The organism is Nocardiopsis xinjiangensis YIM 90004, from assembly GCF_000341145.1.
GTDB lineage: Bacteria > Actinomycetota > Actinomycetes > Streptosporangiales > Streptosporangiaceae > Nocardiopsis > Nocardiopsis xinjiangensis.
The window spans coordinates 280,594-296,367 of record NZ_ANBE01000007.1 but is presented as its reverse complement, the minus strand read 5'-3'; the positions used below and the strand labels follow the sequence as shown (position 1 = coordinate 296,367).

Here is a 15,774-nt window from a genome sequence, read left to right as displayed (position 1 = left end):
CCCCGTCACAGCAGACGAGACCGCCCCGGTCACCGCACCGGGGCGGCCTCGTCCCGTCTTCGTGTGGAGAGGAAGCCCTCAAGTGGCCAAGAGCGGCGGTCGGCAGCGCCCGACCCTGGAGATGGTGGCCGAACGCGCCGGAGTGGGGCGCGGTACCGTCTCGCGTGTCATCAACGGTTCGGCACAGGTCAGTCCACGGACCCGGGACGCGGTGCACACCGCGATCACCGAGCTGGGATACAGCCCCAACCACGCGGCCCGGACCCTGGTGACACGGCGCACCGACACCATCGCCCTCGTGGTCTCCGAACCCCGTGACCGCCTGTTCGCCGACCCCTTCTTCGCCGACATCATCCGCGGGGTCAGCTCCGTCCTGCACGAACGGGACCTGCAGCTGATGCTGACCACTGCCCGCAGCGAGGCCGAGCACCAGCGTGTGGGCGACTACCTCGCCGGGTTCCACGTGGACGGTGCCCTGTTGGTGTCCCTGCACCGCGACGACCCGCTGCCTTCCCGGCTCACCGAAGCCGGTGTGCCCGTGGTCCAGGGGGGTCTGCCGCACACCAACACCCGCGTCACCCCCTACTACGTCGAGGTCGACAACGCCTGCGGCGGACGCGAGGCCACGCGGCGCCTGTACGAGACCGGTCACCGCCGTATCGCCACCGTCAGCGGACCGTTGGACATGAACGCCGGGGTCGAACGGCTGCGCGGTTACCGGCAGGTCGTCGAGGAGACCGGTCTGCCCGACGACGACGGCCTCGTCGTGGAGGGCGACTTCAGCGCCGAGGGCGGGGCCGCGGGCATGGAACGCCTCCTGGACTCGGGAGAGCGCCCCGACGCGGTCTTCGTGGCCTCGGACATGATGGCCCTGGGCGCCATGCGGGTCCTGCGCGAACGCGGCCTGAGAGTGCCCGGCGACCTGGCCCTGGTCGGTTTCGACGACACCCTCATGGCCGAGCACAGCGACCCGCCGTTGACCACCGTCCACCAGCCCACCGTCCGCATGGGGTACGAGATGGCGACCCTGCTCACCGACGTGGCGATCCCGCGCACCGAGGCGAGCGCGAGCGTGGTCCTGGATACCCACCTGGTCGTGCGCGAGTCCGGATGAGCCCCTGCCGAGCCGGTTGGACCCCTGTGCACGCGTTGTGCCAGGCTTGCCGGAGACGGCCGAGGCGGAGCGAGGAGACACGATGCGCTGGGTGACCTACCTCTCCCCGAGCGGGGGCGGCGAACGCGCCGGTGCCCTCGACGACGGCGACGTGCTGGGCACACCCGACCAGCGTGGGTTGGCCGACCTCCTGGCAGCCGGACCGCAGGAACTGAACCGGGCACACGAGCGCGCCGTCGACGCCCCGATCGAGATCATCGTCGAACTCGAAGCGCGCATGTGCCCTCCCGTGCGCCCCACCGCCCTGGTCCCGGTCCGGGCCGGTGAGCGCCTGTGGGAGATCCCGCCGGAACAAGTCACCGGGGTCGACGACCCCGTGCTGCGCACCGCACGCGTGGCGCAGGTGGGCGTGGCCGCCGTTGCAGGCGCCGAGGACGGAAGCGCCGCCTTCACCCCCGCGTGCCTGTGGACCGACACCGATGGGCTGCCGGTGCAGTTGAGCTTGGGACCGGTACTGACCACCGCCGACGAGCTCGACGGCGCGGCGGTCGAGGTGGCGGCCTTCGTCGCCGACGACGAGGTCGCCCATGGAACGGTCGAGCCGGATCAGGGGTGGTTGGCTTCCGGGCCGGGCCGGTTGCGTGCCCTGCTGCCGCTGTCCACCCCGCCCCTGGAGGAGAACGACGAGCTCTTCGTGGAGTTCGGCCCGCTGGGGGAGTTCGAGGTCAGGGTCGGCGCCCAGGCCTGAGGAGCGGTCGGCCTCACCCGCTGTACTCCCAGTGCCAGGGCTCGAACCCTCCGCGCGCCCACTCGGGGTTGCCCCAGCCGTGGCCGGGGGCGTTGTCGAGCATCCATTCGTGTTCGGCGGCCCCGAGCTGTTCGACGCCCCCGCACAGGTCCACGGCCACACCGAGCCCGTGCCGGCTGGTGCCTGGTTCGGCTGCCATGCCCGGGCTCATCTCCTGGAACAGCCGGGCCTGCTCGTGGTACGGGCGGTAGGAGTCGGTGACGCACACGGGCCGCCCGAACTCCTCACGGAAGGCGCCGTCGAGCTCCAAGAAGGCCACGGCGGCATCGGCGCGCAGTTTCTCGCCGGCCTGGGGCAACGGGCACAGGGCGGCGTCGNCACCCGTGCCCGCCGCTGTCCACGGGTGAGAACGTCCCCGCGCCCTCCTGGCCGGGGTCCTGAGCGGAGCGGGCGGCGTCCAGGGCGTTCTCGCGGGCCTCGTCGTCGGCCTCGGGATCACGCCCCTCGGACAGCTGCTCCTCCAATCGGGTCTGTTCGGCCATGAGTTCCTGAGCGCGTTCCTCCTGTTCCTGGACGGCCTCCTCGGCGCGTGTGCGGGCGCCCTCGGCCTCCTCGGCCGCCTTCTCCCGGGCGGTCTCGGCACTCGCCGCGGCCGAGGCCAGGGTCTCGGAGACCACCCGGGAGGCCTCGGCCCGGTCCAGGTCGTCGGAACGGTGCCCGCCGAGCAGGTTCAGGTAGGCGCCGCGCTCGAGCACCTCGGCCGGGCCGCGGGGGCCGGTCCACGCGTGCACGGCGCTCAGGTCACTGCCCTTGTAGGCGGCCGCGGCCTGGCGCGCAGCGGACAGGCGGGTCCGCTCGGCGTTCTCGCCGGCCGACTCGGCTTGGCTCTCGGCGCCTTCACGGCGTTCGGTGGCCTCCTCCAGACGCTCGTGCTCGGCCATGTACTCCTGGATGAGTTCGGTGGCCTTCTCGCGGGTCTCCTCGAGTTGCGTGTTCAGTTCGGCCAGTTCCACACGGACGTCGGAGAGGTCGGCCCCGGTCCCGGTGCCTCCGTCCGGTGGGGTGGTGCTCCCTTCGGCGGCGAGGACGGGGGCAGGGGAGAGGGCCAGGGCCGCGGCCAGGCCGAGAGGGACCACAACGGTGACCGAAAAGACGCGCCCCTTCAGGGGGTTGAATGGACCGAAAAGGCCACCGTGAGAGGCGCGATCTTTACCCAAAGTAGTCACATGTGGGCATGCCGGTGGACGCATCTTTGCTCCCGGGTCGGGGCTGCATATACGTCTTGTCACGATGTCATGTCGACCGGGGGCTCCTGGGGGAAGTACTCGGTGTGTCCAAAAAGTTACCTATGCGTCCCGTGGGTTTCGGACTTGCAGTCTGACCAGGAAAATTGGTCATAATGCCGCTAAACGGGGCATGATGAGCGTTTCGTGGCGAGTGAGGGCGCCTCAGGAGGCGCAGGGCGGTCGAGGCGAGGGCTTCCCGTGCATTGGTACGCTATGGACCGCATGAGCACCGATATCCGTGCACGGTGCGATGCTCACCTCCCCAGGCGAGTCCGGTGGACAGTCTTCACATCTCCCCACATTCCACACCGCTTCCCGGTCTGGTGGGCCACGTGGCCGAACCGATGCTCCTGATCCGGTGTCGGCCCGAGCGGTAGGTAGCTCCCGGTGTTCCACAACCGCGCTCAAGCGGTGACACGAAAGGTTGCGAGGGTCCGTGTCGACACGAGCGACGAAGAACGGGGCCGGCGCGAAGAGCGAGGCAGCGCAGGCCGAAACTGCCGATGCCCCGCGGCGTCCGGCCCAATGGTGGAGGCCAAGTAACTGGCGGGTGCGCTCGCGACTGGTGGCCCTCATCGTCATCCCCACCGCTGTCGCCTTGGTGCTCGGCGGACTGCGGGTCTACGAGGGCGCGGTCGCCACTGTGACCCACGCCCACATCGTGGACCGAGCCGAGGTGGGTGTCCTCGCCGTGCAGCTGGCCAACCAGCTCGGCCGGGAACGTACCACCAGCGCCGTCTACATCTCCGACGACGCCGACCCGGATCAGCGCGCTTCGGAGCTGCGCCAGGTCATGGAGGAGGAGCGTGACAACTCCCGCGATCTCCTCAACACCCTGAACGCCAGCCTGGACGAGATGGGCGAGGCCGACGGAGAGCTCGCGCAGAACCGCCTCCAGACGATGCAGAACCAGCTCGAGAGCCTGGACTCGCTGCGCACCGAGGTCGACAGCACGCGTATCACCGTGCTGCCCGTCGTGACCAAGTACCGCACCATCACGCGGGCAATGGCCGACTTCAACCAGACCATCGCGGACGAGACCGAGGACACCGCCCTGCGCGAGAGCGTGCGGTCCCTGACCGCGCTGTCCAACGCGCGTGACCAGCTCTCCTACGAGTCCGCGCTCATGGCGCACTCCCTGGCGCGAAACTCGATGAGCGGCGGTATCTCCGAGGCCATCGACTCCAGCCGCGCCCGGTACGAGAACGAGATCGCCAACTTCACCCAGTCCGCCTCGGCGGGCCAACGCGAGATCTTCGACGAGAACTTCACCGGTCTCGAGGTCAGCCAGATCTCCACCATGCGCATGCGCGTGATGTACCGCGCCGAGCGCGGGGACAACCTGACCGGTGTGACCGCCAACGACGGTCCCGCCGAGTACCAGGAGACCGCCAACACCGCCCTGGACCGCCTGCAGTCGGTCGAGGAGGAGATCGCCGAGGGTGTGGCCGCCGACTCCGAGAACCTGCGCGACGCCGCCATGGGCCGGGCCCTCTTCGACACCGTCGTGGTCGCGGGCCTGCTCCTTGCCGTCTTCCTGCTCACCTCGTTGGTCGTGCGCTCCCTGGTGCGCCCGCTGCGCATCCTGGAGGACGGCGCCCGCCGCGTCGCCGAACGCGACCTGCCCGAGTCCATCACCCGGATGCAGGAGGGCGGTACTTCCCCCGACGACCCCGTCAAGGTCGACCCCATCGAGGTCCGGAGCAAGGACGAGATCGGTGAGGTCGCCCGCGCGTTCGACGACGTCCACCGCGTGGCCCTGACACTTGCCTCCGACGAAGCGGCCCTGCGCAGCAACGTCAACGCGATGTTCGTCAACCTCTCGCGCCGGAGCCAGACCCTGGTCGAGCGCCAGCTGCGTCTCATCGACGGCCTGGAACAGTCCGAGCAGGATTCCGACCGCCTCTCGGACCTGTTCCAGCTCGACCACCTGGCCACGCGTATGCGCCGCAACAACGAGAACCTCCTCGTTCTGTCCGGCCAGGACAACACACGCAAGTGGGCCCAACCCGTGCCGCTGGTCGACGTCCTGCGCGGTGCCGTCTCCGAGGTCGAGCAGTACGAGCGCGTCAACGTGCGCGCCCCCTCCCACATCTCGGTGCTGGGGCGCCCGGTCAACGACGTCATCCACCTCGTCGCCGAGCTGGTGGAGAACGCCACGGCCTTCTCCCCGCACGACACCGAGGTCCTGGTCAGCGCCAAGACCCTCGACAGCGGCGCCGTCCGTGTCGACGTCACCGACAGCGGCATCGGCATGGCGGCCGACGACCTCGCTGCGGTCAATGCCCGCCTGGCCGCCCCGCCCGTCATCGACGTCGCGGTCTCGCGCCGCATGGGTCTGTTCGTGGTCTCGCGCCTGGCCCACCGCCACGGCATCCGGCTCGAACTCAGCGAGGCGCACGGCGGCGGAACCACCGCCGGTGTCCTGTTCCCGCCGGACCTGCTCATCACCCCGGTCGAGGACCAGAGCGCCCTCGGCGGCAGCGGGGCCCGGCCGGAACTCACCGCGGGCGCACCGGACACCTTCGCCGATGCGGAGGCGGCCTTCGCCGCCACCCCGGCCGCGGAGGAGCCCGACTCCTGGCAGCACCAGGAGGGCGGCGAAGGTTCGGGCGACCTCAGCGGTCTGCCCAAGCGCCGTCCCGGCGGCAACCATGCCGACGAGCACCCGCCCAGCGGCCAGGACCTGTGGAACAACGCCCCGGACGAGCCCGAGCAGCCCACGTGGGAGACCACACGCGGCAGCGGTGCCACCAGTGCCGTGGACCCGCAGCAGGATCAGAACGTCGTCGACCCCTACGACTACGGCGTGGAGGAGGACGACAGCCGGCAGGAGAACACCGGCGGCAGCCTGTTCGACCCGCCCGTGCACCGTGGCAACGGCGCTGGAGAACACGGCAACCCCGTGGACTCCGGAACGTTCCGCCGGGTCGAGGAGGCCGGGACCTTCGGCTCCGACGGCGACACCTACGACGCGTTCGGCGGGCAGGGCAGCACCGGCGGTCCGGACCGGCCCGAAACGGGTCACCAGGACACCGGGACCCACCGGATGCCCGAGCCCTCCACCGGAGGTTTCCCGGCCGTCTCCGGCTGGGAGAGCCCCGAGCAGCAGGATCCGCAGTACCAGCAGCCCTCCCAGGAAGCTCCGCAGGCCGACCAGGGTGCCCGCGACGGTTACGGTTCCACCGCCTACCTCTCGCGCCGCTACGGCGGGGCCCAGGGCGCCGACAGCACCGTCGTGCCCCCCACCCCGGGCGGACAGGGCATCGACGACTCGCTGCCGATCTTCGATGCCATCGAGTCCAACTGGTTCAAGCGCCGCGCCGGCGGACCGACCGTGGACGCGACCGAGACCGGCCCGATGCCCCAGGTCGATCCCGTCGCCCAGGAACAGCCCTCCGAGAGCCGCCCCGCCCCGGAGGCACAGGGCAGCTCGGAAGAGGAGTGGGACTCCGCGGCCGACCGCGGATGGAAGGCCGCGCGTACCGCGGCCGAGCCTCTCGCGGGCGGTCTCACGACCTCGGGCTTGCCAAAACGCGTTCCGAAGGCAAACCTGGTGCCGGGGACCGCCCCGAAACCGGAGAACGTCCGGCAAGTGCCCACACGGAGCGCGGACCGGGTCCGTAACCGCTTTTCCGGGTTCCAGCGCGGGGTTCGGGAAGGCCGTAACCGGATCGACGAGGAGCCACAGGGGTGACGTTCGTGTCAACAGGCGGGCCGGGGTCCCCCACGTGCCCGGAGTCCGGATGCAATAGCATCTACCGAGTTTCTCGGATGCGTGACACCCGTCGCTCGACGAGAACAGAACACCAGACTCCCGGTCCCCCTGCGGGAGGGGCCGGGCTGTTCGCAGGGGCAGTGCTGTCACATGCCGTGCCGGCGGTAGCAGTGCCGAAAAGACCAGCCGGCGAACTTGGACAGGAGATCAGATGAGTCGACAGGTCAACGAGCTCAACTGGTTGATCACTGACTTTGCCGATCGGGTCCCGGATGTCGCCCACGCGATCGTCGTCTCTTCTGACGGCCTTCCGCTGGCGTCCTCTGCGGGGTTCCCGGCCGACCGGGCAGACCAGCTGGCGGCGATCGCCTCCGGTCTGTCCAGCCTCACGCAAGGCGCGGCCCGGGTGTTCGAAGGTGGAGCGGTGGCCCAGACCGTCGTCGAGATGGAGCGGGGGCTGATGCTCATCATGGCCATCAGCGACGGTTCCTGCCTTGCGGTCCTCGCGGCCGCGGAGAGCGACCTGGGTCTGGTCGCGTACGAGATGACCCTGCTCGTCGAGCGGGCGGGGCGGGCGCTGACACCAACGGCGCGCACCTCGGGAATCCACTGATCCACCACCGACAGGAGGAAGTGGTGGCACCTCACAGTAGAGATGCCGGGAGCGCCTCGTGGTTCGGACAACAGCCGAGCGATCCCCCCACTGGTGGGGGAACGCCGTCTGGTCCGAGCGGCGGAGATGTTCCTCGACCAATCCAACAACAGTACGATCAACGTTCCGCGCAGGCCGGTTCCCCCAGTTCGCTGGTACGCCCCTACGCGGTCACCAAGGGCCGTACCAAGCCGAAGTCGCAGCTTCCGCTGGAGGCGCTGATCTCGGCGACAGCGACAGCCCGCAACGAGTCTGGGACGCTGACGCCCGAGTGGCAGGCGATCAGCGACCTGTGCAGCGAGTGGCGCTCCATCGCGGAGATCTCCGCGTTGCTGCGTATGCCGCTCGGTGTTGCACGGGTGCTTGTGGCGGACATGTCCGAGCAGGGACTGGTCCAGATCAGGACCTCGCTCAACAACGACGCCCGTCCCAACACCAACCTGCTTGAAAGGGTGCTCAGTGGACTTCGCAAGCTCTAGCCCAGCCGAGGAAGGCGGTGCTGGGGGGAACGCGATGACGTCGGTCAAGATCGTCGTCGCCGGGGGCTTCGGTGTCGGAAAGACGACATTCGTTGGCTCCGTCTCCGAGATCGTGCCGCTGACCACCGAAGCGGTCATGACCAGCGCCAGTGTCGGTGTGGATGATCTGCAGAAGACGCCGGACAAGCAGACCACCACCGTGGCCATGGACTTCGGCCGCGTCTCCCTGGACTCGGACCTGATCCTGTACCTGTTCGGTACCCCCGGCCAGCACCGGTTCTGGTTCATGTGGGACGACCTGGTCAAGGGCGCCATCGGCGCCGTCGTGCTGGTCGACACCCGCCGTCTCGCGGACTGCTTCCCCGCGATCGACTACTTCGAAGAGGCACGCCTGCCCTTCATCGTGGCGATCAACGGGTTCGACGGCTACTACCCCCATGCGGCCAACGAGGTGCGGGACGCGCTCACGCTCAGCCCCGAGATCCCCATCGTCCAGGTCGACGCCCGGGACAAGGGATCGACCAAATCGACGCTCATCACCCTCGTCGAGCACGCCATCAGCATCGGGGACCCCGAGGGAGCTGCCGGGCAGCCCACCTCCACCGGCGGCCAGAGCTCCTGGCGCTGAGGGGACGGTCTCCTCGGAGCGTGCCGACACGGGGACCGGGCCGGGTCCCGAGAGGGAGACGGCCCGGTTTCCGCATGCCCGGAACCTGGGCCGCGGACCCTGGCATCATGGGTGACATGAGCCCTTCCCCAGACGATGCCCGAGCCATGACCCTGCGCTTTCGCGAGGTCGCCGAAAGGGTGGTCGACGCCCTCCTCGAGGCCTCACCCGAATGGGCGCTCGACGAGGGCGACACCCGCGGCGCCCACCGTCTGACCGACCACTCCGCCGAGGCCGACGTGCAACGCGCCGCGATGCTCACCGACGCCCTCGGCTCCCTCGACGCGATCGACCCCGACCTGTTGCCCCCGGGCGACCTGGTCGATCTGGAGGTCCTGCGTACCAAGGTCAGCGCGGACCTGTGGCACACCACAGAACTGCGGCCCCACACCTGGGATCCCCTCGTGCACACGCCGGGCGAGGCCCTGCTGCCGCTGGTCGAACGCGAGATCCTGCCGCTGCCCGAACGCCTGGCCGCCCTCACTTCCCGCTGCTCCGCCCTGCCCGCCCACCTGGCCACCGCGCGCACCCGGTTGTCGGAAGGACCCGGAATGCCGCGCGTGCACGTGGAGACCGCCCTGGGACAACTGGCCGGGGACCGCCACCTGCTCACCCACGACGTCCCCGCCCTGGCCGGACGCGACCCCGAGTCCGGCCCCGCCTTGGAGAACGCAGCCGGCAAGGCCCTGGAGGCACTGCAGGAGCACGAGTCCTGGCTGCGCACCGAGCTGGAGTTCGCCACGGCCGACCCCCGCCTGGGCACCCGCGGCTTCGCCGCCCAGCTCTGGTACGCCCTCGACTCCGAACTCTCGCCCGAGGCCCTGCTCGTGCGGGCCGAGAGCGACCTGCTGGCCACCGAGGAGGACATGGCCGACGCCGCCGCCGAGTACGAGGGACAGCCGCGCAGGCCCGGCCAGGTCGCCGAGGTCCTGGCCGCCCTGGCCGACGACCACCCCGTCACCGGCGAGAACCTGCGGAGTACCGGAGAGCAGGCCCTGGAGCACCTGTACCGGCGCACCCGCGAGAGCGGCGTCGCCACCGTGTACGAGGACCCCGTCCAGGTCGTTCCCATGCCCGAGTCGCGCCGCGGCGTGGCCGTCGCCTACTGCCAACCGCCCGGCCCCCTGGACCCGCACGCGAGCGAGCTGCCGACCTTCATCGCCGTCTCCCCGCCGCCCGAGGACTGGTCCGAAGAACGCCAGGACTCCTTCCTGCGCGAGTACAACGGCGCCATGCTGCGCAACCTCATGGTCCACGAGGGCGTGCCCGGCCATGCCCTGCAGCTCGCCCACGCCGCCCGCCACGAGGGCCCCACCCGTGTCGGCAAGCTCTTCATGAGCGGCACCTTCGTCGAGGGATGGGCGGTCCACGCCGAGGAGGTCATGGCCCGCCACGGCTGGAGCGGGACCGAGGACGCGCAAGGCCGCCGCCAGGACCTCGCCCTGCGCCTGGTCCGTCTCAAGACCCGCCTGCGCATGATCCTCAACGCGATCCTCGACGTGCGGGTCCACACCGGCGACATCACCGAGGAGGAGGCGCTGACCCTGCTGACCGAACGCGGTCACCAGGAGGAGGGCGAGGCCGTGGGCAAGTGGCGCCGCGCCCAACTCACCAGCGCCCAGCTGTCCACCTACTACGTCGGCCACACGGAGATGTCGGCCCTGGCCCGCGACCTCGCCGAGGCCCGTCCCGACCTGTCCCAACGCGAGCTCCACGACCTCATGCTCGCCCACGGTTCTCCGCCGCCGCGCCACCTGCGCACGCTCTTGGAACTGTGACCGCGCGGCCGGACGGGTCGCGTGAGACGGGCCCGTCCGGTGCCGTTGGCGCCCGTACCCTCCTATGCTGGATCGCAAGAGCGACAGACCGGACGGCCGACCAGAGACGGACCCACCATGCGCGGTGACAACGACCCCGAACAGGCACAGCAGCAACCGCCCGGGGCCGGAACCGGCAACCCCGACGGTTGGGAACGCCTGTGGACACCCCACCGCATGGCCTACATCAAGGGCGAGGGCAGACCGACCGGCCCCGGCGCCGGCGAGGACTGCCCGTTCTGCCGCGCTCCCGGCCTCAGCGACCCCGAGGGACTCCTGGTCGCCCGGGGCGAGCACACCTACGCGGTGCTCAACCTCTACCCCTACAACAGCGGTCACCTGCTCGTGTGCCCCTATCGCCACGTCTCGGAGTACACATCGCTGACCGGCGAGGAGACCGCCGAGCTCGCCGAGCTCGCCCAGGCCGGCATCCGTGCCCTCAACGAGGCCTACGGCCCGCACGGCTTCAACGTCGGTATGAACCTCGGTACGGTTGCCGGAGCGGGTATCGCTGCGCATCTGCACCAGCACATCGTGCCCCGCTGGGGCGGTGACACCAACTTCATGCCCGTCATCGGACACACCAAGGTGCTGCCCGAGATGCTCCGGCAGACGCGCGAGAAGCTGGCCGAGCACTGGCCGTCACGGTAGGCCCGACGACACCCGCGCCACCCCCACCGGGTCCGGTTCCCCACCCGGGAACCGCTTCCGTCCTACGATCACAAGAAGACATGCTGAGAATCCTTCGCCCCATGATCTCCCGGGTCACCGCTCCGCTCGGCCGGAGCTTGGCCCGCATCGGCCTCACACCGAACCTCGTCACCATCATCGGCGCCACGGGTGTCATCGCGGGAGCCCTGTACTTCTACCCCCGCGGCCACCTCTACGCCGGATCGGTGGTCATCACCGTCTTCGCGCTCTTCGACATGCTCGACGGCGCCGTCGCACGGGCCAAGGACAGCGCCAGCGAGTTCGGTGCCTTCCTCGACTCCAGCGTGGACCGCATCGCCGACGCCGCGCTCTTCGCGGGGCTCATGTGGTGGTTCATCGCCGACGGCGACGATCCCCTGCTCGCCGGGCTCACCCTCTTCTGCCTGATCAGCGGCTTCATGGTCTCCTACCTCAAGGCGCGAGCCGAGGGGCTGGGCGTCAACTGCGACGTGGGCGTGGCCGAACGGACCGAACGCCTGGTCGTGGCCCTGCTGGCCATCGGGCTCGGCGGGCTGGGGGTGCCCTACGTGCTCGCCGGCGGACTCTGGCTCCTGGCCGGCATGAGCCTGCTGACGATCCTGCAGCGGCTCGTGGAGACCCGCGCGCGCCTCGAGGACCGCGCCGGGGAAGGACAAGGATCCCGGGACGACACCGCCCGGGACGCCTGAACACACGCCGAGGACGGGGAGGACGAGGTGGACGAACGCACGGCCGACCTGGCCTACGCCGCGGGGTGGGCGATGCTGCGCCGCTCACCCGACCGGGCGGGGCGAGCGCTGTTCCGGCAGCTGGCCGACCGGTCGTGGCGCGCCCGCGACGGGGGCACCCGCGGACTCGAACGCAACCTGCGCCGCCTGCTCGGCCCCGGCGGCACCGACGCCCAGCTGCGGGCGTTGTCCAAGGCCGGGATGCGTTCCTACATGCGTTACTTCTACGAGATGTTCCGCCTTCCCGCGATGGAGCGCGAGTACGTCCTCGCACACACCCGTGCCACCGGCGTCGACGTGCTGCAGGAACACGTGAGCGCCGGCCGCGGGGTCGTCGCGGCCCTGCCGCACATGGGAAACTGGGACCACGCCGGCGCCTGGATCACCATGCAGGGCACTCCGCTGACCACCGTGGCCCAACGGCTGGATCCCGAGTCGCTCTTCCGGCGCTTCACCGCCTACCGGGAGTCCCTGGGCATGGAGGTGTTGCCGCTGACCGGAGGGTCCGGAACCGTGGGCACCCTCGCCCGGCGCCTGCGTGAGGGCGGACTCGTGTGCCTGCTCGCCGACCGCGACATCAACGGCACCGGCCTCGAAGTCGACTTCTTCGGGGAGAAGGCACGTATGCCCTCCGGCCCAGCGGCGCTGGCCCTCAACACCGGTGCCGCGCTCATGCCGGTCTCCCTCTGGTACGACGGGCCGTACTGGAACATCCGTGTGCACGAGGAGGTTCCCGTCGCCCCCGGCCTCTCGCGCAGCCACCGCATCCACGACACGACGCAGGCGCTGGCCCGTGTCCTCGAAGGAGCCATCGCCGAGCACCCCGAGGACTGGCACATGCTGCAGACCGTCTTCAGCGCCGACCACGACGAGGACCGGGCCCGCCGTCGCGAACAGGAGTACCGGGCGCTGGTCCACACCCTGGAACGCGACCGTGGACGCGAGTACGCAGGGCGGTCCGGGTGAGTCTGCGGATCGGTCTGGTCTGTCCCTACGCCTGGGACGTGCCCGGCGGGGTCCAGCAGCACGTGGGTGACCTGGCCCGGGCGCTCATCGCCCTGGGCCACCACGTGTCCGTGCTCGCCCCGGTCGGCGACCCCGATGCCGACCTGCCCGAGCACCTGGTTCCGGCCGGGCGCCCCGTTCCGGTGCCCTACAACGGTTCGGTGGCCCGGCTCAGTTTCGGCCCGCGCACCGTACGCAAGGTGCGGCGCTGGATCGCCACCGGCGACTTCGACCTCCTGCACATCCACGAACCTTCCGCGCCCAGCACGTCGCTGTTGGCCTGCTGGGCCGCCGAGGGGCCCATGGTGGCCACCGTCCACACCGCCAACCCGCGCTCGCGGGCGATGGCGGCGAGCTCGGGTGCGCTGCGCTCGGCCATGGAGAAGATCCACGGGCGCATCGCCGTCTCCCAGGCGGCCCGCCGCACCCTGGTCGAGCACATCGGCGGCGACGCCGTGCTCATCCCCAACGGGGTGGACGCGGCTGCCTTCGCCGGGGCCGAGCCGCTCCCGGGGTGGCCCGGAGAGGGCGGTGCCCTGGGCTTCCTCGGCCGGGTCGACGAGCCCCGCAAGGGCCTGGCCACCCTCCTGGAGGCCTTCACCCACCTGGCGCCCGACCACCCCGGACTCCGGGTGCTGGTCGCGGGGCCCGGCGACCCCGGGCCCGCCCTGCAGGCGGTCCCCGAACACCTGCGCGAGAGGGTCGTGTGCCTGGGGCGGCTGGATGAGACCGACCGCGTGCGCGCCTTCCACTCAGCGGACCTCTTCTGCGCCCCCAACCTGGGCGGGGAGAGTTTCGGCATGGTCCTGACCGAGGCGATGGCGGCCGGGGCCACGATCGCCGCCAGTGACCTCCCCGCGTTCGAGGCCGTGCTCGACGGGGGCCGGGCCGGACAGCTGTTCGCGACGGGCGATGCGAGCGACCTCGCCCGGCGGGCCGCTGACCTGCTGGCCGACCCGGGGCGACGCGCACACCTGGCCGAGGCCGCCCGCGAGGCGGTCCGGCCCTACGACTGGGTCACTGTGGCCGCCGAAGTGGTGCGTGTGTACGAGACCGTGCTGCACGGCGAGGAGCCGGAGGGCCGAGGCGGGGTCCGTGTCGCCTCCGGTCCGAGCCCGGCCGCGCTGCTCCGGCGCGGGGCGGGTCCCAGGCCCGGCGACCCCCGCCGTGGCCGGACCGGTTCCGGGCGCGGGCGGCGCGGCCCCTACGGGCGTGCCGGGGGACGGGGTGAGCGCTTCTGAGCGGGGACGCCGCACTCCTGGCCCTGGTGGCCGCACTCACGCTCATCCTGGTGCTCACCGGTTTCTACCTCTCCTGGCGGGCCACCCGCCTGGACCGGCTCCATCACCGGGTGGAGACCTCCTGGGCCGCCCTGGACGCCGCGCTGCTGCGGCGGGGCGCCGCCGTGTTCTCCCTGGTGGCGGCCGATGTGCTCGACCATCAGGCGTCCCGGGACCTGGCCGGGGCCGCAACAGCCGCCCGGCGGGCGGGTTCGGCCGAACGCGAGTTCCTGGAGAGCCGTCTGTCCCACGTGATGCGTACCGAGTTGGAACGCCCCGACCTGCCCGCGCAGGCCCTCCCGTCGGTCGCGGAGATCACCGAGGCGGCGAAGGGGGTGCACATGGCCCGCACCTTCCACAACGACGCCGTCGCCGATACACGCCGGGTCCGGCGCTCGCGGCTGGTGCGCGCTCTGCGCCTGGCGGGGCACGCGGCCCTGCCGGACTTCTTCGAGATGGACGACCGCCCGCCCCGTCCCGCCGGTGCCCAGAGCCGGGCGGACTCGGGTTCTGAGAAGGGTGTTACCGGCAGGAATGCCGAGCCGGGTGACAACACCGACAGGGCGGACGACTAGTGTGGGGCGCCGGTAGAGCCGGGACCGGGCCACGAAGCGAACCCGTGTACCCGTCCGGGCCGACTGTCGATGAAGAGACGGGATCCCACCACCGTGGTCAAGAACGCAACAACTACGATCGACAACGCCGTCGGTACCCAACGTGTGAAGCGGGGCATGGCGGAGCAGCTCAAGAACGGCGTCATCATGGACGTCGTCACTCCTGAGCAAGCTCGCATCGCCGAGGACGCCGGCGCCGTGGCCGTGATGGCCCTCGAGCGCGTCCCCGCCGACATCCGCAAGGACGGCGGCGTCGTCCGAATGTCCGACCCCGACATGATCGACGGCATCGTCTCGGCGGTCTCCATCCCGGTCATGGCCAAGGCCCGCATCGGACACTTCGTGGAGGCCCAGGTCCTGGAGTCCCTCGGTGTCGACTTCGTCGACGAGTCCGAGGTCCTCACCCCCGCCGACGAGGCCAACCACATCGACAAATGGGCCTTCACCGTGCCCTTCGTCTGCGGGGCCACCAACCTCGGCGAGGCCCTGCGCCGTATCGCCGAGGGCGCCGCCATGATCCGCTCCAAGGGCGAGGCCGGCACCGGCAACGTCGTGGAGGCAACCCGCCACATGCGCGCCATCCGCACCGACATCAAGCGCCTGAGCACCCTCGACGAGGCCGAACTCTTCGGGGCCGCCAAGGAGCTGCGTGCCCCGCACGATCTGGTCGCCGAGGTCGCCCGCGCCGGCCGCCTGCCCGTACCGCTGTTCTCCGCCGGCGGTGTGGCCACGCCCGCCGACGCCGCGCTCATGCGCCAACTCGGGGCCGAGAGCGTGTTCGTCGGTTCCGGCATCTTCAAATCCGGCGACCCGGCCAAGCGCGCCGACTCCATCGTGCAGGCCACCCTGCACTACGAGGACCCCTCCGTCATCGCCCGCGTCTCCCGCGGACTGGGCGATGCCATGGTCGGGATCAATGTCGACGACCTGTCCGAGGCCGAGCGCTACGCCGGCCGCGGCTGGTGACGCTGGGAGC

Annotated in this window: 14 protein-coding genes; 13 read left to right on the top strand and 1 reads right to left on the bottom strand. The window is 70.8% G+C overall.

The window, feature by feature from the left end; translation table 11 throughout:
• Window positions 1–82 precede the first annotated feature (82 nt).
• Entirely contained in the window at window positions 83–1,114 is a 1,032-nt protein-coding gene (locus D473_RS0105615) for a LacI family DNA-binding transcriptional regulator (protein ID WP_017608108.1), read from the top strand.
• Window positions 1,115–1,196: 82 nt separating this feature from the next.
• Window positions 1,197–1,862 carry a hypothetical protein gene (locus D473_RS0105610; RefSeq protein WP_017608107.1) on the top strand — a complete coding sequence of 222 codons (666 nt, stop codon included), beginning with the start codon at window positions 1,197–1,199 and terminating at the stop codon, window positions 1,860–1,862.
• A 13-nt stretch (window positions 1,863–1,875) separates the two neighbouring features.
• Here D473_RS0105610 and D473_RS28515 read toward each other — a convergent pair whose 3' ends face one another.
• Window positions 1,876–2,181, bottom strand: coding sequence for a D-alanyl-D-alanine carboxypeptidase family protein (locus D473_RS28515; protein WP_017608106.1), 306 nt, complete (start codon window positions 2,179–2,181; stop codon window positions 1,876–1,878).
• A 1,517-nt stretch (window positions 2,182–3,698) separates the two neighbouring features.
• Here D473_RS28515 and D473_RS0105600 point away from each other — a divergent pair.
• From D473_RS0105600 to pdxS, 11 genes are all read left to right on the top strand, one after another.
• Entirely contained in the window at window positions 3,699–6,845 is a 3,147-nt protein-coding gene (locus D473_RS0105600; protein WP_026126630.1) for a sensor histidine kinase, read from the top strand.
• A 232-nt stretch (window positions 6,846–7,077) separates the two neighbouring features.
• Window positions 7,078–7,479 carry a roadblock/LC7 domain-containing protein gene (locus D473_RS0105595; protein WP_014909276.1) on the top strand — a complete coding sequence of 134 codons (402 nt, stop codon included), beginning with the start codon at window positions 7,078–7,080 and terminating at the stop codon, window positions 7,477–7,479.
• Between the two features lie 20 nt (window positions 7,480–7,499).
• The gene (locus tag D473_RS0105590) at window positions 7,500–7,997 is read left to right on the top strand and encodes a DUF742 domain-containing protein (RefSeq protein ID WP_241474711.1); all 498 of its coding nucleotides are present in this window, start codon (window positions 7,500–7,502) and stop codon (window positions 7,995–7,997) included.
• A 34-nt stretch (window positions 7,998–8,031) separates the two neighbouring features.
• A complete protein-coding gene (locus tag D473_RS0105585) occupies window positions 8,032–8,625 on the top strand; it encodes a GTP-binding protein (RefSeq protein ID WP_017608103.1) in 594 nt (197 codons plus the stop codon).
• Window positions 8,626–8,771: 146 nt separating this feature from the next.
• Complete coding sequence (locus D473_RS0105580; RefSeq protein ID WP_017608102.1) at window positions 8,772–10,442, top strand: DUF885 domain-containing protein; 1,671 nt, start codon at window positions 8,772–8,774, stop codon at window positions 10,440–10,442.
• Between the two features lie 117 nt (window positions 10,443–10,559).
• Entirely contained in the window at window positions 10,560–11,132 is a 573-nt protein-coding gene (locus D473_RS0105575) for an HIT family protein (protein WP_017608101.1), read from the top strand.
• A gap of 101 nt (window positions 11,133–11,233) precedes the next feature.
• A complete protein-coding gene (pgsA, locus tag D473_RS0105570) occupies window positions 11,234–11,860 on the top strand; it encodes a phosphatidylinositol phosphate synthase (protein WP_017608100.1) in 627 nt (208 codons plus the stop codon).
• Window positions 11,861–11,887: 27 nt separating this feature from the next.
• Complete coding sequence (locus D473_RS0105565; RefSeq protein ID WP_017608099.1) at window positions 11,888–12,865, top strand: phosphatidylinositol mannoside acyltransferase; 978 nt, start codon at window positions 11,888–11,890, stop codon at window positions 12,863–12,865.
• Window positions 12,862–14,145: a glycosyltransferase family 4 protein gene (locus D473_RS0105560; protein WP_017608098.1), complete on the top strand. Its 1,284-nt coding sequence runs from the start codon at window positions 12,862–12,864 to the stop codon at window positions 14,143–14,145. The genes D473_RS0105565 and D473_RS0105560 overlap by 4 nt, the downstream gene beginning before the upstream one ends.
• Before the next feature lie 26 nt (window positions 14,146–14,171).
• A complete protein-coding gene (locus tag D473_RS0105555; RefSeq protein ID WP_017608097.1) occupies window positions 14,172–14,759 on the top strand; it encodes a hypothetical protein in 588 nt (195 codons plus the stop codon).
• 69 nt (window positions 14,760–14,828) lie between these two features.
• Entirely contained in the window at window positions 14,829–15,764 is a 936-nt protein-coding gene (pdxS, locus tag D473_RS0105550; RefSeq protein ID WP_017608096.1) for a pyridoxal 5'-phosphate synthase lyase subunit PdxS, read from the top strand.
• The last annotated feature ends 10 nt before the right edge of the window (window positions 15,765–15,774 follow it).

What these genes read in the sequence shown, in the direction of transcription:
- pgsA (WP_017608100.1), top strand. Translation starts at nt 11,234, where the DNA reads ATGATCTCCCGGGTCACCGCTCCGCTCGGCCGGAGCTTGGCCCGCATC.
- D473_RS0105580 (WP_017608102.1), top strand. Translation starts at nt 8,772, where the DNA reads ATGACCCTGCGCTTTCGCGAGGTCGCCGAAAGGGTGGTCGACGCCCTC.
- D473_RS0105610 (WP_017608107.1), top strand. Translation starts at nt 1,197, where the DNA reads ATGCGCTGGGTGACCTACCTCTCCCCGAGCGGGGGCGGCGAACGCGCC.
- D473_RS0105585 (WP_017608103.1), top strand. Translation starts at nt 8,032, where the DNA reads ATGACGTCGGTCAAGATCGTCGTCGCCGGGGGCTTCGGTGTCGGAAAG.
- D473_RS0105575 (WP_017608101.1), top strand. Translation starts at nt 10,560, where the DNA reads ATGCGCGGTGACAACGACCCCGAACAGGCACAGCAGCAACCGCCCGGG.
- D473_RS0105595 (WP_014909276.1), top strand. Translation starts at nt 7,078, where the DNA reads ATGAGTCGACAGGTCAACGAGCTCAACTGGTTGATCACTGACTTTGCC.
- pdxS (WP_017608096.1), top strand. Translation starts at nt 14,829, where the DNA reads ATGAAGAGACGGGATCCCACCACCGTGGTCAAGAACGCAACAACTACG.